At 34.8% G+C, this 19,179-nt stretch carries 11 protein-coding genes, 16 tRNA genes, 2 rRNA genes and 2 pseudogenes; 30 read left to right on the forward strand and 1 reads right to left on the reverse strand.

The window, feature by feature from the left end; genetic code table 11:
* The 17 genes from DM800_RS17665 to DM800_RS17745 all read left to right on the forward strand — a co-directional run.
* Window positions 1-87: ribosomal RNA gene (locus DM800_RS17665) — 23S ribosomal RNA — on the forward strand; the annotation flags it as partial.
* 98 nt (window positions 88-185) lie between these two features.
* Window positions 186-301 (forward strand): 5S ribosomal RNA (rrf, locus tag DM800_RS17670).
* A 9-nt stretch (window positions 302-310) separates the two neighbouring features.
* A tRNA-Asn gene (locus DM800_RS17675) sits at window positions 311-385 on the forward strand.
* A 2-nt stretch (window positions 386-387) separates the two neighbouring features.
* Window positions 388-479 (forward strand) — tRNA-Ser (locus tag DM800_RS17680).
* A gap of 17 nt (window positions 480-496) precedes the next feature.
* A tRNA-Glu gene (locus DM800_RS17685) sits at window positions 497-571 on the forward strand.
* Window positions 572-576: 5 nt separating this feature from the next.
* Window positions 577-652: transfer RNA gene (locus tag DM800_RS17690), tRNA-Val, on the forward strand.
* 24 nt (window positions 653-676) lie between these two features.
* Window positions 677-753 (forward strand) — tRNA-Met (locus tag DM800_RS17695).
* Between the two features lie 3 nt (window positions 754-756).
* Window positions 757-832: transfer RNA gene (locus DM800_RS17700), tRNA-Asp, on the forward strand.
* Between the two features lie 9 nt (window positions 833-841).
* Window positions 842-917, forward strand: a tRNA-Phe gene (locus tag DM800_RS17705).
* 18 nt (window positions 918-935) lie between these two features.
* A tRNA-Thr gene (locus tag DM800_RS17710) sits at window positions 936-1,011 on the forward strand.
* A gap of 10 nt (window positions 1,012-1,021) precedes the next feature.
* A tRNA-Tyr gene (locus tag DM800_RS17715) sits at window positions 1,022-1,105 on the forward strand.
* 7 nt (window positions 1,106-1,112) lie between these two features.
* Window positions 1,113-1,186, forward strand: a tRNA-Trp gene (locus tag DM800_RS17720).
* A gap of 19 nt (window positions 1,187-1,205) precedes the next feature.
* Window positions 1,206-1,281: transfer RNA gene (locus DM800_RS17725), tRNA-His, on the forward strand.
* A 63-nt stretch (window positions 1,282-1,344) separates the two neighbouring features.
* A tRNA-Gln gene (locus tag DM800_RS17730) sits at window positions 1,345-1,419 on the forward strand.
* A 4-nt stretch (window positions 1,420-1,423) separates the two neighbouring features.
* Window positions 1,424-1,498: transfer RNA gene (locus DM800_RS17735), tRNA-Gly, on the forward strand.
* A gap of 14 nt (window positions 1,499-1,512) precedes the next feature.
* Window positions 1,513-1,583, forward strand: a tRNA-Cys gene (locus DM800_RS17740).
* Between the two features lie 9 nt (window positions 1,584-1,592).
* Window positions 1,593-1,674, forward strand: a tRNA-Leu gene (locus DM800_RS17745).
* A 211-nt stretch (window positions 1,675-1,885) separates the two neighbouring features.
* Here the strand turns inward: DM800_RS17745 and DM800_RS17750 are convergent.
* Window positions 1,886-2,206, reverse strand: a complete 321-nt coding sequence (locus DM800_RS17750; protein ID WP_046956772.1) for a DUF3884 family protein — start codon at window positions 2,204-2,206, stop codon at window positions 1,886-1,888.
* Window positions 2,207-2,557: 351 nt separating this feature from the next.
* Here DM800_RS17750 and DM800_RS17755 point away from each other — a divergent pair, with 351 nt between their 5' ends.
* The 13 genes and pseudogenes from DM800_RS17755 to DM800_RS17815 all read left to right on the forward strand — a co-directional run bounded on the left by DM800_RS17755 (window position 2,558) and on the right by DM800_RS17815 (window position 19,108).
* A complete protein-coding gene (locus DM800_RS17755) occupies window positions 2,558-3,277 on the forward strand; it encodes a YebC/PmpR family DNA-binding transcriptional regulator (protein ID WP_000532975.1) in 720 nt (239 codons plus the stop codon).
* Between the two features lie 148 nt (window positions 3,278-3,425).
* A pseudogene (locus DM800_RS17760) lies at window positions 3,426-3,887 on the forward strand (NUDIX hydrolase).
* A 427-nt stretch (window positions 3,888-4,314) separates the two neighbouring features.
* Window positions 4,315-5,091 carry a transglycosylase domain-containing protein gene (locus tag DM800_RS17765; RefSeq protein WP_048541849.1) on the forward strand — a complete coding sequence of 259 codons (777 nt, stop codon included), beginning with the start codon at window positions 4,315-4,317 and terminating at the stop codon, window positions 5,089-5,091.
* A 188-nt stretch (window positions 5,092-5,279) separates the two neighbouring features.
* Window positions 5,280-5,930 (forward strand): DsbA family protein, encoded by a 651-nt coding sequence (locus tag DM800_RS17770; RefSeq protein ID WP_000841323.1) that lies wholly within the window; start codon window positions 5,280-5,282, stop codon window positions 5,928-5,930.
* 114 nt (window positions 5,931-6,044) lie between these two features.
* Window positions 6,045-6,118 (forward strand) — tRNA-Gly (locus DM800_RS17775).
* 199 nt (window positions 6,119-6,317) lie between these two features.
* Window positions 6,318-7,460: a tRNA epoxyqueuosine(34) reductase QueG gene (gene queG, locus DM800_RS17780; protein WP_048541846.1), complete on the forward strand. Its 1,143-nt coding sequence runs from the start codon at window positions 6,318-6,320 to the stop codon at window positions 7,458-7,460.
* A gap of 44 nt (window positions 7,461-7,504) precedes the next feature.
* The gene (locus DM800_RS17785) at window positions 7,505-8,392 is read left to right on the forward strand and encodes an amidase domain-containing protein (protein WP_088061751.1); all 888 of its coding nucleotides are present in this window, start codon (window positions 7,505-7,507) and stop codon (window positions 8,390-8,392) included.
* A 58-nt stretch (window positions 8,393-8,450) separates the two neighbouring features.
* Window positions 8,451-8,939: a tRNA (uridine(34)/cytosine(34)/5-carboxymethylaminomethyluridine(34)-2'-O)-methyltransferase TrmL gene (gene trmL, locus DM800_RS17790; protein WP_000538149.1), complete on the forward strand. Its 489-nt coding sequence runs from the start codon at window positions 8,451-8,453 to the stop codon at window positions 8,937-8,939.
* Between the two features lie 127 nt (window positions 8,940-9,066).
* On the forward strand, window positions 9,067-11,136 hold the full coding sequence (locus DM800_RS17795) for a sensor domain-containing protein (RefSeq protein ID WP_098191411.1): 2,070 nt from the start codon (window positions 9,067-9,069) through the stop codon (window positions 11,134-11,136).
* 392 nt (window positions 11,137-11,528) lie between these two features.
* Entirely contained in the window at window positions 11,529-13,424 is a 1,896-nt protein-coding gene (locus DM800_RS17800) for a PrkA family serine protein kinase (RefSeq protein WP_000353275.1), read from the forward strand.
* Between the two features lie 446 nt (window positions 13,425-13,870).
* Window positions 13,871-15,046, forward strand: a complete 1,176-nt coding sequence (gene yhbH, locus DM800_RS17805; protein ID WP_046957378.1) for a sporulation protein YhbH — start codon at window positions 13,871-13,873, stop codon at window positions 15,044-15,046.
* A 129-nt stretch (window positions 15,047-15,175) separates the two neighbouring features.
* On the forward strand, window positions 15,176-18,088 hold the full coding sequence (locus DM800_RS17810) for an NEAT domain-containing protein (protein ID WP_147787284.1): 2,913 nt from the start codon (window positions 15,176-15,178) through the stop codon (window positions 18,086-18,088).
* A gap of 156 nt (window positions 18,089-18,244) precedes the next feature.
* Window positions 18,245-19,108, forward strand: a pseudogene (locus tag DM800_RS17815) (GNAT family N-acetyltransferase).
* Window positions 19,109-19,179 lie beyond the last annotated feature (71 nt).

Consider the following 19,179-nt stretch of genomic DNA (forward strand, 5'->3'; position numbering starts at 1 on the left):
TGAAAGATGATCAGGTTGATAGGTTCGAGGTGGAAGCATGGTGACATGTGGAGCTGACGAATACTAATAGATCGAGGACTTAACCATATAATATGAAGCAAATGTTATCTAGTTTTGAGAGGACATAAACCTTGTTACTTTTAAAGCAAATAAGTTATACTAATGTTGTCTCAAAGGAATATATGTCTGGTAATGATGGCAGAGAGGTCACACCCGTTCCCATACCGAACACGGAAGTTAAGCTCTCTAGCGCCGATGGTAGTTGGGACCTTGTCCCTGTGAGAGTAGGACGTCGCCAAGCAACTATTAAACCGCAGTAGCTCAGCGGTAGTGCTATCGGCTGTTAACCGATCGGTCGTAGGTTCGATTCCTACCTGCGGAGCCATTGGAGAGCTGTCCGAGTTGGCCGAAGGAGCACGATTGGAAATCGTGTATACGTCACAAGCGTATCAAGGGTTCGAATCCCTTGCTCTCCGCCATAGGATTTATAATATTTGGCCCGTTGGTCAAGTGGTTAAGACACCGCCCTTTCACGGCGGTAACACGGGTTCGAATCCCGTACGGGTCACCACTTTTGGAGGATTAGCTCAGCTGGGAGAGCACCTGCCTTACAAGCAGGGGGTCGGCGGTTCGATCCCGTCATCCTCCACCATACAAATTATATGAATAGTATTATCGCGGGGTGGAGCAGCACGGTAGCTCGTCGGGCTCATAACCCGAAGGTCGCAGGTTCAAATCCTGTCCCCGCAACCAAATGGTCCCGTGGTGTAGTGGTTAACATGCCTGCCTGTCACGCAGGAGATCGCCGGTTCGACCCCGGTCGGGACCGCCATTTTAATAAGGCTCGGTAGCTCAGTCGGTAGAGCAGAGGACTGAAAATCCTCGTGTCGGCGGTTCGATTCCGTCCCGAGCCACCATTTATCTTAATAATATACGCCGGCTTAGCTCAATTGGTAGAGCAACTGACTTGTAATCAGTAGGTTGGGGGTTCAAGTCCTCTAGCCGGCACCATGTAAGTTTCGGAGGGGTAGCGAAGTGGCTAAACGCGGCGGACTGTAAATCCGCTCCTTCGGGTTCGGCAGTTCGAATCTGCCCCCCTCCACCATTTACATAGGGGCATAGTTTAAAGGTAGAACTGAGGTCTCCAAAACCTCCAGTGTGGGTTCGATTCCTACTGCCCCTGCCAAATATATTTACACAACATGGCGGTTGTGGCGAAGTGGTTAACGCACCGGATTGTGGCTCCGGCATTCGTGGGTTCGATTCCCATCAGTCGCCCCATTTTTATTTTTAAAATTACAAATAATTTAATTGATACTTACATATAATTAAGTAAGAATTCGATGGGCTATAGCCAAGCGGTAAGGCAACGGACTTTGACTCCGTCATGCGCTGGTTCGAATCCAGCTAGCCCAGCCATTTTGCGGAAGTAGTTCAGTGGTAGAATACAACCTTGCCAAGGTTGGGGTCGCGGGTTCGAATCCCGTCTTCCGCTCCAATAAAATTTAACATGGCGGCATAGCCAAGTGGTAAGGCAGAGGTCTGCAAAACCTTTACCACCGGTTCAAATCCGGTTGCCGCCTTTCTTTTGTGCCGATGTGGCGGAATTGGCAGACGCGCACGACTCAAAATCGTGTTCCTTCGGGAGTGTCGGTTCGACCCCGACCATCGGTATCATAAACGACGTAAAAAACTCTATACAATTAGTATAGAGTTTTTTTGTATTTTCTCTTCATTATATGACAAAATAAGTACAAAAAGTGTACGGTGAGTAGACTGCGAAACATTAAAAGGATAAAACAAACATTCATTTTTATCCTTTTAATTGTGATATTCTATAAAATTCCAGCAAAATATTGTATATACAATATTCCCTTCGAGCACTCTAGAGAGAATTTCTCCACCCCGGTGACATGAAGTTAAATCCGACAGCACCAGTAGATATTAGTACATTATCAACGGTTAAGTTTGTAATTTCTAAAAACCTCTTTTCAAACTCTTCTTTGTTGTACTTGTACATAGTTGAGTGGCACGCCCACATGTGCGTTGAAGTACTCAACCAATCTCCTAATTCCTTTAATTCAGGAAATGACTCAAATTGAATTGGTTCATCTAATTTCATGAATCTCACTTGATAGATAGTTGGGTTTAACTTCTCTCCTATTCCTTTCAGACCATGTGCTTTTTTCTCATGTGAATGTGTCATAATTCTCCCTCCATCTCTCTTCAAATTTTTTCCTGTTTTTATTATACAACAATAGAAAGTAGTTATGGGAATATTATGGAAATATGTATCAGCTATATAAAAAGACTCTAACATTTCTGTTAGAGTCTTTTTTGTTAAATTATACTATGTGCTTCTAAAATTCGTAATAAATGTAGAAATTCATGTATAATATAACTTGTCGAAAGAACAAAATGATAGTAATTTATATTATGTCTGTAATATGAATCAAAAATGAACTTTTTATATTTCTTTTAAAAATGTGTTGAATACACATTATATTTCATATTAATATTTTTATGTAGATTTAAAACGGGAAAGAGAGTGGAAAGTATGGGTCGTAAATGGAATAATATTAAAGAAAAAAAAGCATCAAAAGATGCAAATACAAGCCGTATATACGCGAAATTTGGACGTGAGATTTATGTGGCAGCAAAACAAGGCGAGCCAGATCCAGAATCAAACCAAGCGCTTAGAGTTGTATTAGAACGTGCGAAAACATACAACGTACCAAGAACAATTATTGATCGTGCAGTTGAAAAGGCAAAAGGCGGTTCAGAAGAAAATTATGACGAGCTTCGTTATGAAGGATTCGGACCAAACGGATCTATGGTAATTGTAGATACACTTACAAATAACGTAAACCGTACTGCAGCAGATGTACGAGCTGCATTTAGCAAAAACAGTGGTAACATGGGTGTAAACGGTTCTGTAGCTTACATGTTTGATGCGACAGCTGTTATCGGTCTTGAAGGTAAAACATCAGATGAAGTTCTTGAAATTTTAATGGAAGCAGATGTTGATGCACGTGACATTCTAGAAGAAGAAGATTCTGTTATCGTGTATGCTGAACCTGATCAATTCCATTCCGTACAATCTGCACTTAAAGATGCTGGTGTTGAAGAATTCACAGTTGCAGAATTAACAATGCTTGCACAAAGTGATGTAGAACTTCCTGAAGATGCTCAAGTACAATTTGAAAAAATGGTTGATGCATTAGAAGATCTAGAAGATGTGCAACAAGTTTACCACAACGTAGACTTAGGAGAATAATACGATAGAAGCCCCTGTTCATTTAACGGATAGGGGCTTTTTTTCATGAAGTTAATTAAGAGGATGAATTAGTAAAGGTATTTTGTTTTAGACAGGGAATATGCTTATAGGGATATATGAAATAATCATTATTTCTAGGAGGTTTAATATGGAACATAAAACACCAAAGCATATCGTTGCTGTAGCAGGTTATTTAACAAATGAAAAAGACGAAGTGTTATTAGCTAAAGTACATTGGTGATCGGATACGTGGGAGTTGCCAGGAGGACAGGTGGAAGAAGGAGAAGCGCTCGATCAAGCTGTTTGTAGGGAAATAAAAGAGGAAACAGGATTAACGGTGAAGCCTATCGGTATTACAGGAGTTTATTATAATGCTTCCATGCACATTCTAGGTGTTGTTTTTAAAGTGGCATACGTGAGCGGTGAAATACAAATTCAGCCTGAAGAAATACAAGAGGCTAAATTTGTTGCTTTAAATGAAGAGAATATAGATGAGTATATAACGCGTCCTCATATGAAATCCAGAACGCTTGATGCGATGAGAGCAACACATTGTATTCCGTACGAAACGTGGGAAGTGCAGCCATATAATTTAATAGGTAGATTGTAAAGAAAAGAGTAGCCGGTTTGAGATACAATCAAATCACTACTCTTTTTTGTATACTGTTTAAGAAAAAGGTCAAAATAATAATAGTGCTAGTATTGATTTCAGGAACGTTTGTTCTGTATAATGTATGATATATTGTATACATTTAGATTACTAGATACTTACAAATATATATTTTTGTAGATGATATAATGAAAATAGGATGTTTTAATAGGGAAGTATAGGCTTAAGGTATACTCTGTTATTGGTTTAGCATAATCTATATTCAATATTTCAGATGAATAGTAGATAAAAAAGGACTGTGATACAATACTTTTTTATACCTTACAATGATGTAAGGTACGTGTAAGAGAAATCGATGGGATATTTTTTTACAACAAGGTATTCTTAAAGTAAGAGTTATACGCTGTGTGGAAAAGAGGTGTTTAAGATGAAAGAACGAGTATTATCTAGGGTGAACTATCATCAAAAAGTTGCATTAAATCCAATGACTAAATTCTTTTATAAAGCCATTATTTTATTATTATTGTTAAGTTGTACGTTATTATTCATTGGAAATGTAATGATCGAGCAAAGTGATATTAGTAAATTACATGTACCTGCTAAGTTAGAGGTGCCAGAATCATTAACACATGCATTTATTGCGACAGAAGATAAAAGGTTTTATCATCATAACGGTTTAGATTATATAGCGATTGTCAGAGCGTCTGTTGAGAATATAAAAGCTGGTGGTGTTGTGCAAGGCGGAAGCACAATTACACAACAGTTATCCAAAAATGCCTTTTTAACGAATGAACGTACATTTTCTCGTAAGTGGAAAGAAATTTTTTATACGAAAAAAATTGAACGCACATTTACGAAGGATGAAATTTTAAAATTGTATGTAAGTAATATTTATTACGGAGAAGGAGCATGGGGAATTGAAAAAGCAGCAAACCTTTACTTCGGTAAAAAGGTGAGCCAATTAACGTTGGCTGAAAGTGCAATGATGGCTGCTGTAGTAAAGGCACCCGCTTATTACTCACCTGCACAAAATTATGATAAGGCCGTAGAGAGACGAAATGTCGTTTTGAGATTAATGGAGAAAGAAGGCTATATCAATCATAATGAGTATGTGCAAGCAGTTAGTGAGAAGTTAGTAATTCGTCATGATATAAAAACAGAGCAGTCGATGTTAAAGAGTGCTCGTGAAAAAGCAGTAAGCTAAAGGAAGTTCCTACATAGGAGCTTCCTTTTTTTGAATAAATTGTGACAAATTGTGACACAATATCGTCACAATTATTTTGTTTTTGTAATTTATGTGAGCGTGTTCATTGCGTGACGTATATAAGTGTTGATATTATGTGTATTGTGTACAATGCTGTATACAGAATATGAATTTAAAGAGGAATGTATATGAAATCAAATAAACTCATGGCTCTTGGTGTAGTTTTTTCTATCGCAGTATTGATTGTAATCGGAACAATTGCGTATAGCATCATAAATGACAAAAAAGATAAAGGGAATGAGATGTTTGCTTATTCCACACAACAATCTTTAGGGAAAGATGATGCCCCAGTTAAGGTAGTTGAATTTGGAGACTTCAAATGTCCTGCTTGTCGTACTTGGGATGTAACAGTATTACCACGATTAAAAGAAGAGTATATCGATAAAGGTAAAGTGCAGTTATACTTTATTAACTTCCCATTTATCGGAAAAGACTCTGATTTAGGTGCAGCAGCTGGTGAAGCAATTTATAAACAAGATCAAGATTCATTCTGGATTTTCTACGATGAGATTTATCAAAGTCAAAAGAAAGACACGGAAGAATGGATTACAGAAGAATTACTTCTTAACATTGTGAAAGAGAAGCTTCCGAAAGTTGATGTAGAACAATTTAAGAAAGATTTACACAGTAAAGAAATAAAAGAAAAAGTACGTAAAGATTCAGATCGTGCTCAAAAATTAAAAGTTCAAGGTGCTCCTTCAGTATATATAAACGGAAATCTTGCAAACCCTGATTTCGATAGTATGAAGAAGGCGATTGATAAAGAATTGAAAAAGTGATGAGATACTCATCACTTTTTCGACTTTTTTCGATAAAATTCTTGCTTCCGTTTTTTTTACATGCTATACTACTTTACATAAGTTATTCTAATATCTTATATTTATTTCATATTTGCGGGTGTAGTTTAGTGGTAAAACAAGAGCCTTCCAAGCTCTGGTCGAGAGTTCGATTCTCTTCACCCGCTCCAAATTTTATTAAATGTTTTTCTATAAATTGTGATCAACGCAGTGTTTCGTTTCTAAGATAAACGAGGCATTGCGTTTTTTAATGTTTGAAAAACATAATTGTATGCGAAAATAGAAGTAAAGAATAGTATTCCAAAAGTGAATTGCTAACCAATATAGTCGTTACATAAGGGATGGATTCATCTGAGGAGGCGATTAGGAATGGATTTTGAACAATTAAAGCAAGATGTCATTGCGTATAGTAAAACAATTGGTATAGATAAAATAGGCTTTGCTAGTGCCTCACCATTTGAGGAATTAAAGCAGAGGTTAATCCAGCAACAACAATTAAATTATCAATCGGGATTTGAAGAGTCTGATATAGAAAAGAGAACGAACCCACAGCTTCTACTACCTGGTGCAAAATCAATTATTGCGATTGCATTAGCGTATCCTTCAAAATTAAAAAATGCACCATTAAGTAAGCGCGGAGAACGCCGCGGTATTTTTTGTCGTGCCTCTTGGGGACAAGATTATCATCTTGTTTTACGAGATCGTTTGCAAAAATTAGAAGCATATTTAATCGAAAAACTTCCCGATATAGAAGTTAAGTCAATGGTTGATACGGGTGAATTAAGTGATCGAGCTGTTTCGGAGCGTGCCGGTATTGGATGGAGTGGTAAGAATTGCGCTATTATTACACCTGAATTTGGTTCGTATGTATATTTAGGAGAAATAATTACAAACGTTCCCTTCCCACCAGATCAGCCGATAGAAGATCAATGTGGAAGTTGTACAAAATGTATTGATGTTTGTCCTACAGGCGCTTTAATACAAGGAGGACAGTTAGATTCGAAGAAATGTATTGCATTTTTAACACAAACGAAAGGATTCCTACCGGAAGAATACCGCGACAAAATAGGAAATCGTATTTATGGATGTGATACATGTCAGACTGTTTGTCCGAAAAATAAAGGAATGGATTTTCATAATCATCCTGAGATGGAACCAGATCCTGAGTTAGTTAAGCCGTTATTAACACCACTTTTAACAATTAGCAATCGTGATTTTAAAGAGAAATATGGAATTATGTCTGGTTCATGGAGAGGTAAAAAGCCGTTGCAACGAAATGCAATTTTGGCACTTGCGCATTTTAAAGAGGCATCAGCAATTCCAGATTTAATTGGTGTTATGAAAGACGATCCAAGACCAGTACTTCGCGGAACAGCAGCATGGGCACTTGGGAAAATTGGTGGAGATGGCGTGGGCGAAGCTATTGAAAAAGCGATGCAACGTGAGAAAGATGAAGAGGTTCTTCATGAAATGAATCGCGGACTTGAATTGTTAGCGCAGAAAAAAGAGTAGATAATATCTCCCTTCTTCATATTGTAATATGGGAGGGAGACGAAATGGTTGTAAAAATAAATATTGAAAAGCAAGTACAACAATTTTTAGCATATGTAACAGAGAAACGAACAAATGTAGATGGTATTGCTGAAGATTTATTACAAATAGCACAGAGAAAGAAACAATTGTTTCAAAAGCGTAATGCAGAGATAGTGAAAGCAACTGCGGATGTTTCTTTCATGAGACAATTAAATAATAGCAATCATCAAGAAATTGATTATCAAATACATTTTAAATATTTAATTAAGCATAAAGAATTATTTTATATCGAAGAGGAACAACTAAAACGAAGAGTTTGTTTAAATAATAGCCGGGTAATAGGTGATTATGCTATTGAAGTGCCAGAAGCAGTTGGAATGAGTGAGACGTTAGAAAGGGAAGTTACAAAAGAGAAGTACGGTTCTTATCGGTACAACCGTTTAGAGGCAGTTAAATATGCAGAGCGTTGGTGGGATGATCGAAACCCTGTATATCGTAATTTCCCTGATAATTGTACGAATTTTATTTCTCAATGTCTTCATACTGGAGAAGTACCAATGAATGGATATCCTAATATTCGCAAAGGATGGTGGCAAAGGGAGAATCAGTGGAGTTGGAGCTGGGCTGTCGCACACTCTTTTTATTGGTATTTGTCAGGTGCTACAACAGGGCTTCGAGCTGAAGCGGTAGAAAGGCCAGAGGACCTTATTCTTGGTGATGTCATCGCTTATGATTTCGAGGATGATGGTAGGTGGAATCATACGACGATTGTAGTAGCAAAAGACGCAGATGGTATGCCACTTGTAAATGCACATTCAGCGAATAGCCGTCGGCGTTATTGGAACTATGAAGATTCTAGTAAATATACACCACAAATGAAATATAAATTCTTTCATATTATTAATGGGTAGAGATTTTTCGCTCAAGTGGTATAATACGTAGTAGACAAAAAACAGAGGTGAATATCGCGTGGGAGTACATGTTGTTTTATATCAACCAGAAATTCCAGCAAATACAGGGAATATTGCTCGTACTTGTGCAGCAACTGGAACAGAATTACATTTGATTAGACCGCTTGGATTTTCAACGGATGATAAAATGTTAAAGCGTGCAGGATTAGATTATTGGCAGCACGTGAAAGTTACGTATTATGATTCAATTGAAGAATTTTATGAGAAAAATAAAGACGGTGAATTCTTCTATTTAACAAAGTATGGCGAGAAAGCTCATACAGCATTTGATTATAGCAAACGTGAGAAGGATTACTATTTTGTATTTGGAAGAGAAACAAACGGCTTACCAGCTAATGTAATCGAAGAAAATTTCGATCATTGTTTACGTATTCCAATGACTGATAAAGTGCGCTCATTAAATTTATCTAATACAGCAGCTATTTTAATTTATGAAGCATTCCGTCAACAAAATTATCCGGGATTAGATTTAGAAATTGTTTATTAAAAGTCGCCATATGGCGACTTTTTTTCTAAAAATAAAAATAATATGTAATCATACATTTAAAAAAGGGTACATATTCATATAGAATGGGATATATGAATAAAAATAGATTAGACGGGTTGAGATAAATATGAAGGAACAATATAATAATCAAAATACCTTTTTAAGTATGATAGATATGGATTTAATAAGAAGAGGACTATTACATGCTATTCAAGATTTAGTATTTATTGTGAAAGTTATGGATGAGGAAACCTTTAAATATATTTATGTAAATAAGATAGGTATGGATTATGCGAAGCTAGGCGAAGAATGTTATGGAAAAACGTTTGCTGAAGTATTATCAGAAGATACGGCGGAAATATTGCGAGTGCAATATGCAAAAGTAGCGAGCGAAGCGAAAGCACATACCTTTTGTGATGTAGTTAGTTTACCAAAGGGTGAGTTACATTATGAATCTTCACTTAATCCTGTATTCGACGAAGAAGGAGTATGTCAGTTTATTATTTGTATTACGAGGGATATCACAGCTCAGATTGAGGAAAAGGCAGAGATAGAGGAAAAACAAATGTTGTTTAAGTCGTTATTAGAATATAATAATGACTCCATTATATCTATGGATTCTATAGGTAGAATTACATATGCAAATCCAGCAACGTATGAAATATTTGGATATCGATATGAAGAATTACATAATAAATTTATTTTTGAATTTATTAATAAGGAATATGAAAAAGATTTTCAAATTATATTTAAAGGAGCCCTGCAAGGAAGGGCAAAACAAATTGTTTCAAAGAAATATGTTCATAAAGAAGGGTACGAGCTCTATATTTCTTTGAGAACTATTCCGATTATTGTGAACGCCGAAATTGTTGGGGTATATATTGTTACGAGGGATGTTACAAGGCAAGTATTGAATGAAATGCGAACAGAATATTTAGCTTATTATGACCAATTAACAGGATTAATGAATAGAATTTCATGTGCAAATAAGTTAAATGTTTTTTTAAATGATAATACAGAGTTTGCACTTGTTTTTATAGATTTAGATGAATTTCACCTTATTAATGATACTTTTGGTCATAAAGAAGGAGATAAAGTATTACAAAAAGTTACAGAATGTTTAAGCAGTCTTCAAATAGACGGTATGCACTTATTTAGAGAACACGATGATCAATTTGTTATGTTAATAGAAAATATAACGAAAGAACGTGTAGAGATAGTTGCAAAAAGCATACTAAAAAAGATTAGTGAACATTTTGTAATCGAAGAAGAGGACGTCTATTTAAGTGCGTCAATCGGAATTGTAATGGCTCCAACAGATGGAGAGGATGAAAAAATATTATTCCAAAGAGTTGATGCTGCTTTGGAAAAAGCAAAAGAAAAAGGAAAAGGGCATTATCAGTTTTATTGCAGTGGATTAGATTGTGAGCGTGAACAAAGATTTATAATAGAAAACCAATTGCATCGTGCTATAGAAAAAAATGAATTCTGCTTGTATTATCAGCCACAAATGAATATTGAAACGAAAAAAATAGCGAGTATGGAAGCTTTAATAAGGTGGGAGAATAAAGAATTGGGATTTGTCTCTCCCAATCAATTTATTCCGCTAGCAGAAAGAACAGGATTTATTATTAAGCTTGATGAATGGGTAGTAAATGAAGTGTGTCGGCAAATACGTGAATGGTTAAATAAAGGATATGAAGTTGTCCCGATTGCAGTTAATATTTCAGCCAGGCACTTTCGCTCGATTACATTAATAGAGATGATTACACGGGCGTTACATAAGTACAATGTACCAGCTCATCTATTAGCGATAGAGGTTACAGAAGGAGCCCTTATGCATAAAGACATATCGAAAAGGGTATTGCTACAATTAAAAGAACAAAATTTAAAGATTCATTTAGATGATTTTGGGACGGGATATTCATCTTTAAGTTATTTAAAAACGTACCCAATTGATACGTTGAAAATCGATCGTTCTTTTATGGAAGGTATACATGTGGATGAACGTGATACGAATATTACAGCTGCAATTATTCATTTAGCTCATACTTTGGAATTGAATGTAATTGCAGAAGGAGTAGAAAAAGCGGAACAAATACAATTTTTGAAGGAAAAGAATGTGAAGTTTGTGCAAGGTTATTATTATAGCCGACCTTTATCAAAATATGATGTGGAAAATGTGTATTATAAATGATTGATAAAAAAAGTGATGTGCTAAGAAGCACATCACTTTTTTTGTGTACCAGGTTTATCATTGTAACCAGATGTGAAAATAGCTGTAAGAAATGTGAGTGATACACCTAAAATTAATAATAATTTCATACTAATATCCCTCCTATTTTTCAGTTTACGAATCTTAAATATGAATCAAAATGTATGTAAGGTTCTTGGAAGAAAAGAATTTATTTAAAATGAATAGAGGTGTAAAAACTTTAATACCTATATTATACAGAATTTTCTTTGAATTTTGGAGAGAATTTTATAGCACTACTGTATATTTCATTTTGATTTAAAGAATGTTTAAGGACATCCTAGCATACCTTTTATAATAATCCGATTGAACAAGGAGATGGGGGAGGAGCTATAATGGATATTCTAAAAAAGATTGAACAGCATCGAGCAGCAGAAGAACGGTTACAATGGGAAGGTACGTTTGCGGAGTATTTAGAGCTTGTGAAGGAAAGACCATGGGTGGCTCAAACAGCACACTCTCGCATTTACAATATGATAAAAGATGCTGGAATCGAAGAAGTAGATGGTAGAAGAAAGTATAACTTCTTTAGTAATCAGCTATTTGGATTAGAGGATGCTTTAGAACGTCTTGTGGAGGAATATTTTCATCCATCTGCAAAACGATTAGATGTTAGAAAACGTATTTTATTATTAATGGGTCCTGTTAGTGGCGGGAAATCAACATTAGTTACGATGTTGAAACGAGGATTAGAAACATATTCACGAACAGATCGAGGCGCAATTTTTGCAATTAAAGGCTGCCCAATGCATGAAGATCCACTGCATTTAATTCCGCATCATTTACGGGATGATTTCTTTGGTGAGTATGGAGTTAGAATTGAAGGGAATTTATCGCCATTAAACGTAATGCGTCTAGAGCAAGAATATGGTTCAAGAATTGAGGATGTAGTTGTAGAGCGTATTTTCTTCTCGGAAGATCGCCGTACAGGGATTGGTACATTTAGCCCGTCTGATCCTAAATCACAAGATATCGCCGATTTAACAGGTAGTCTGGACTTTTCAACAATCGCAGAATATGGTTCAGAATCAGATCCACGAGCGTATCGCTTCGATGGAGAATTGAATAAGGCAAACCGTGGGATGATGGAATTCCAAGAGATGCTAAAATGCGACGAGAAGTTTTTATGGCATTTATTATCGCTTACGCAAGAAGGGAATTTCAAAGCGGGAAGATTTGCGCTTATTTCAGCAGATGAATTAATTGTAGCGCATACGAATGAAACGGAGTATCGTTCCTTCATAGCAAACAAGAAAAATGAAGCATTGCACTCAAGAATTATTGTAATGCCAGTTCCATACAATTTACGAGTGAGTGAAGAAGAACATATTTATGAGAAAATGATTCGTGAAAGTGATGTATCCAATGTGCATATTGCACCGCACACACTTCGCGTTGCAGCAATGTTTACGATTTTAACTCGTTTAAAAGATCCGAAGCGTCCAGATATTGATTTAATTAAAAAGATGCGTTTATATGATGGAGAAACGGTAGAAGGCTATAATGCGATTGATGTAGAGGAGCTGCAACGTGAATATCAAGATGAAGGTATGAGAGGTATTGACCCTCGTTATGTTATTAACCGAATTTCTTCTACAATTATTCGAAAAGAGGTACCATCTATTAACGCATTAGATGTACTTAGATCGCTCAAAGACGGGTTGGATCAGCATCCGTCAATTAGTAATGAAGATCGAGAGCGTTATATGAATTTCATCTCATTAGCGAGAAAAGAATATGATGAAATTGCGAAGAAAGAAGTACAAAAAGCATTCGTGTATTCATATGAAGAATCAGCGAAGACACTTATGGATAATTACTTAGATAACGTTGAAGCATATTGCAATAAATCGAAATTACGTGATCCATTAACAGGTGAAGAAATGAGTCCAGATGAAAAGCTAATGCGCTCAATTGAGGAGCAAATTGGAATTTCAGAAAATGCTAAGAAAGCATTCCGTGAAGAAATTTTAATTCGCATTTCTGCTTATGCGCGTAAAGGAAAACGCTTTGATTATAATTCACATGAGCGTCTTCGCGAAGCGATTCAGAAAAAACTATTTGCTGATTTAAAAGATATAGTGAAAATTACAACATCAACGAAAACGCCAGACGAAAATCAGCTTAAGAAAATCAATGATGTTGTTGCACGCTTAATTGATGAGCACGGCTATAATTCTTCATCTGCGAATGAATTATTACGCTATGTAGGTAGTCTGCTAAACCGATAGTTTGATAACAAAACGCTGTCTCTTGTATTTTGCGGGACAGCGTTTTATTATCCATTTATATGTGTAAAGTGTCATACCTTGTCCAAATGTAATAAATTAAGATACAATTTCATGAATTTATTGTCAATTATTTTTACAATATGCATATGATAGAGTAACCAACCATTCATACGAAAAAAGCCAACACAATACAATATGTTGCAAAGTGTAAATGTGTGCAACTATGCATTGTGTTTCTTTCTTATCAACGGCTGAATATTTCTTTCTAGTATGTGAGTGGCAAAATTTTGTTTAGGATGCTCGGAGTATTATATGAAAAACGTTATATATGTTTATGGGATGAATTTCGATGGGCAGTTATCTTTCATTCTAGCTTGCACAGTATAAAACAAAATTTCTAGCTTACTGTTCATAAGGGAAGACAATTACAGTAAGGAGGGAAAGAAATGGGTGAAGAAAACCAACCAAATTATACGATTTCACAGGAAAACTGGTCCCTCCATCGCAAAGGATATGACGACCAACAACGCCATCAAGAAAAAGTACAAGAGGCAATTAAGAATAATTTACCCGATCTTGTAACAGAAGAAAGCATAGTTATGTCTAATGGTAAGGATGTTGTAAAAATACCGATTCGTTCTTTAGATGAATATAAGATTAGGTACAATTATGATAAAAACAAACACGTTGGGCAAGGAAATGGTGACAGCAAAGTTGGTGATGTCGTTGCGAGAGATGGATCAGGTGGTCAAAAGCAAAAAGGACCAGGAAAAGGGCAAGGAGCAGGGGACGCGGCTGGAGAAGATTATTATGAAGCTGAAGTCTCTATTTTAGAATTAGAGCAAGCATTTTTCAAAGAGTTAGAGCTGCCTAATTTAAAGAGAAAAGAAATAGATGAAAACCGGATTGAACATGTTGAATTTAATGACATTAGAAAGACTGGATTATGGGGAAATATCGATAAGAAACGAACGATGATATCCGCATATAAACGAAATGCGATGCGTGGTAAAGCCTCTTTTCATCCGATTCACCAAGAAGATTTAAAGTTCCGTACTTGGAATGAAGTATTAAAGCCAGATTCAAAAGCTGTTGTATTAGCGATGATGGATACGAGTGGATCGATGGGAATATGGGAGAAATATATGGCACGTAGCTTCTTTTTCTGGATGACGCGATTTCTACGAACGAAGTATGAAACAGTAGATATTGAGTTTATTGCCCATCATACGGAGGCAAAAGTAGTTCCAGAGGAAGAGTTTTTCTCAAAAGGAGAAAGTGGCGGAACGATATGTTCTTCTGTATATAAAAAAGCACTCGAGCTAATTGATAATAAATACTCACCAGACCGCTATAATATTTATCCATTCCATTTTTCAGACGGTGATAATTTAACATCAGATAATGCTAGATGTGTAAAGCTTGTCGAAGAGTTAATGAAGAAGTGTAATATGTTTGGATATGGGGAAGTGAACCAGTACAACCGCCATAGTACCCTCATGTCAGCCTATAAAAATATTAAAGATGAGAATTTTAGATATTATATTTTAAAGCAAAAAGCAGACGTATTCCATGCGATGAAGAGCTTTTTTAAAGAAGAAACCGGAGAAAAAATGGCATAACCCCCTTAAAAAGGGGTTATTTTTTTGTTAACTTTTTATTTTTTTAGTTGACAATGATAATGAAAATCATTATCATTTATTCGAGGTATGATTACATTTAGATTTATATATTTTGGAGGAGATGTAAAGTTGAAAAAAAATAAAAGAAAACATATAAATGCGATGATTATCGCTGCGGCGTTATCACTTCCATTTGCCACGTATTCAAAGCCTGCTTTAGCGGCAGTAGCAATTGAGGCTAATAAAAAGGGCTATGCTTTAGAAGATGGTACATATGATGCTGTTATGAAAGCATATAAAGATAAAACGAATGAGGAGTCTATGGCAGCTGTTTATATAAAGGATCCTAAGTTAACGATTGAGAATGGAAAGAAAATGGTAACGGCAACGTTAAGTGATAGTGATTTCTTCAAATACTTGAAAACAGAAGATATTCATACTCCTGGTGTGTTTCATGATGTAAAAGTAATATCAGAAGATAAAAAGAAAAACGGAACGAAAGTGATTCAGTTTGAAGTAGGAGAATTAGGAAAAAGATATAATATGCAAATGCATATTTATATTCCGACAATGGCCTATGATAATAAATATCAAGTGCAGTTTGAAGTAAATGCTTTAAATTTAGAAAATAATGTTCCAGAAAAGCAAAAGGAAAATAAAGAGGATCAACAGGATGAAGACGGAAATGTAATATTAGATAAGCAATTACAAAGGCAGATTAATAAGTATAATTTAAATAGAGAGAATCTAAATACGCCAATAACTAAGGAAGATTTATTAAAAGTTAAATCTTTAATAGTCGTTGAAGCGAAAAGTAAAGGAATACAAGACGTAACTGGTTTAGAATATATGACGAACTTAGAAACCTTAACATTGGAAGAAGTTAAGTTAGAAAATATACAATTTATCTCGAGTTTGAGACAATTGAAATCATTAAGTATAACTTATGGTGAACTTAAAGATATTGGACCTTTGGCTGAGTTAGAACATATCGAAAGTTTAAGCTTGAGAAACAATAAAATCTCGGATTTAAGCCCATTGAGTCAAATGAAGAAGATCAAAATGCTAGATTTAAATAGTAATTATATAAAAGATATTAAACCATTATTTACAGTAACAACTTTAAAGACTTTGACTGTAGCAAATAATCAAATTAGTAATGCTAATCTTGCTGGGATTGAGCAATTGAAGAATGTGAAGAGTTTATCTTTAAGCAACAATGGACTGACTAATATTGAACATATTACACCAATGAAAAAGTTAGTAGAGTTAGATCTTTCTAAAAATGAATTAGAAAACATCGAACCTGTATCAAGATTGTCTACCGTACAATCACTTAATTTAGAAGAAAACTATATCTCAGACATAACGCCACTTAGCCACTTAACAGGTTTATACGATTTAAAGCTAGGGTCAAATGAAATTCGTGATGTTAGACCAGTTCAAGAGTTAGGGAAAAGAATGTACATTGATATTCAAAGACAAAAAATCTTTTTAGATGATGTAGAAAAAGATAAGGAAGTTAAAATACCTATCTATAATTTACAAGGAGAGCCACTCGATACTGTTCAATTAAAGAATGGAGATGGAGTAGTTAATAATGGTTCTGTTAAATGGAGTACTACTGGTGAAAAAACATACGAATTTATGTTGGATATAAAACCAGAAGAGAATCGTATTAAGTTTAATGGAACAGTAATTCAAAATGTTGTTGAAAGGTTAGATGAAATAAAAGGAAATGATGAACAAAAGGAAAATATAATTCTTGATAAAACTTTACAACAACATATTAATAAAGAGAATTTAGGTAGAGAGAATTTAAACGCTCCTATCACAAAAGAAGATTTATTGCAGATTAAAAAATTAGAGATACTTAAAGAAAAAGGGGAAAATATAAAAGATATAACAGGTTTAGAATATATGATGAACTTAGAAAAACTTACTTTAGAAGGAGTAGGTTTAAAGAATATTGAATTTATCTCAGACTTAGAAAAGTTGAACGATGTGAATGTATCTCATAATCAGATTGAAGATATAACACCACTATCTTCATTAAAAAGTTTACAGTGGTTAAATCTTGCTGATAATCAAATTAAAGATGTTTCAGTTCTTAGCCCAATGTTAGACCTACTCAGTTTAAAATTAGCTGGAAATGAGATTCGTGATGTAAGGCCGTTAATACAATTAGGCCAATGGTTTTCAATTGATGCCGGAAGACAGAAAATCTTTTTAGATGAAGCAAAAGTAAATGAAGAAATTCAAGTTCCTGTATATGATTTAGAAGGAGAAATTATTGAGAATATAAAACTGACAAGTGAGGGTGGAACATTTAATAACGGAGTAATAAAATGGAGTACTCCAGGTGAAAAGGTGTATAAATTTGATTTAGATTCGGATGAAATTAGTATAAGTTTTAACGGAACAGTAATCCAGAATATAGTTGAAAAAGAAGAAGAAAAAGAACCAGCAAAAGAAGTTGAAGAATCAAAAGAAGAGCCAAAAGAACCAGCAAAAGAAGCTGAAGAATCAAAAGAAGAAGTAAAAGAACCAACAAAAGAAGTTGAAGAATCAAAAGAAGAAGTGAAAGAACCAGCAAAAGAAGTTGAAGAACCAAAAGAAGAAGTGAAAGAACCAACAAAAGAAATTGAAGAATCGAAAGAAGAAGAAAAAGAGCCAACAAAAGAAGTTGAAGAATCGAAAGAAGAAGTAAAGGAACCGTCAAAAGAAGTTGAAGAATCGAAAGAAGAAGAAAAAGAGCCGGTAAAAGAAACAGGAAAAGAAATTGAAGGTTCAAAAGACGCAGTAAATCAATCCGCAGTAGTTCAAGAAAAAAACGTGGATAATCAAGTTGTGGCAGAAAAAGTAGTAGCGAATCAAAGTGTGAAAGAAAATAAACCAGCAGTTACTAAGCAAGAAGAAAGTAAGAAATCGCTAGGAGCAACAGGTGGACAAGCGAATACATCAACGTTACTTTCGGGTGTAGCATTAGTTCTTTCAGCACTGAGTATGTTTGTATTTAGAAAGAGATTATTTAAGAAATAAAAACGTTTTATCTTATTATAATGTAAAACGATTATATGAGTTTTTGAGAAGACATTATCATGGCGATTTCATTTTGAAATATGCTTATGATGATGTCTTTTTTTAGAAGGATATAAATGTAAAAGGTGTAAATATATTAGAGAAGGAGGAGAGGTTATGCATGTCAGTTCTATTTTGAAAACTGAAGAGGTGGCATCATTTATTGCAAGTATGAATAAAGATGCTACTCATTATGTTGGTTATTGTGGAGACGAGAAAGAGGAGTTATTACAGACAATTATCCATGATTTTTCTGATATAGGATGGGAACAATCTTTTGTTGTTACTTATGAAAATAATAAAATAATAGGTGTATTAGGATTTGATGTGGATGAAGTGAAAAAATGTGCAGAAATATGGGGGCCGTTTATTATTGTAGAGAATTGGGAAGAAGTTGCTTTACATATGTGGAAGGAACTTATAGAAAAGATGCCTTTTCATATTGAGAAATTTTATGGTTTTTATCATGTGGAAAATAATAATTGTGCCCGCTTAATGAAGGATTTACATGCTAAAGAATAAGATCGACATAGTATTCTCATTTTAAAAAATATTCCAAGAAAACGTGTTATATGTAATGTAGAAGAGGCTTTACCAAAAGTATTTGAGCAGTTTATCGCTTTACACAATAATGTTTTTCCTAATGCATATTATGAAGGAATTGAAATTATCGAACGTTTAAGTGATACGAATAAATTATTTGTAAGTATGAAGAATGATAAGTTAGAAGGTTATGTATATGTTGAAGTAAATCCGGAGTTTCAAGAAGCGAATATCGAATTTATTGCAACGACTGAAAATAGTAGAAGAAAAGGTGTTGGAGAGCGCTTATTACAAGGGGCAATTCAGTATATTTTCTCCTTTCAAGGGATGAGAGAGATAGAACTATGTTTGAATACGAATAATGATGGTGCGATGAAGTTGTACAAGAAAGTAGGTTTTGAGGAGAAGGCATGTTTACAACACTATATAATAGAGTAAAAACCCATTCGTATGAAAATTATATTTCATACGAATGGATTTTATTTAATTTATTTTGCAGCCCTCAGTAA

It is taken from the genome of Bacillus sp. AY18-3 (genome assembly GCF_008042305.1).
Lineage (GTDB): Bacteria > Bacillota > Bacilli > Bacillales > Bacillaceae_G > Bacillus_A > Bacillus_A wiedmannii.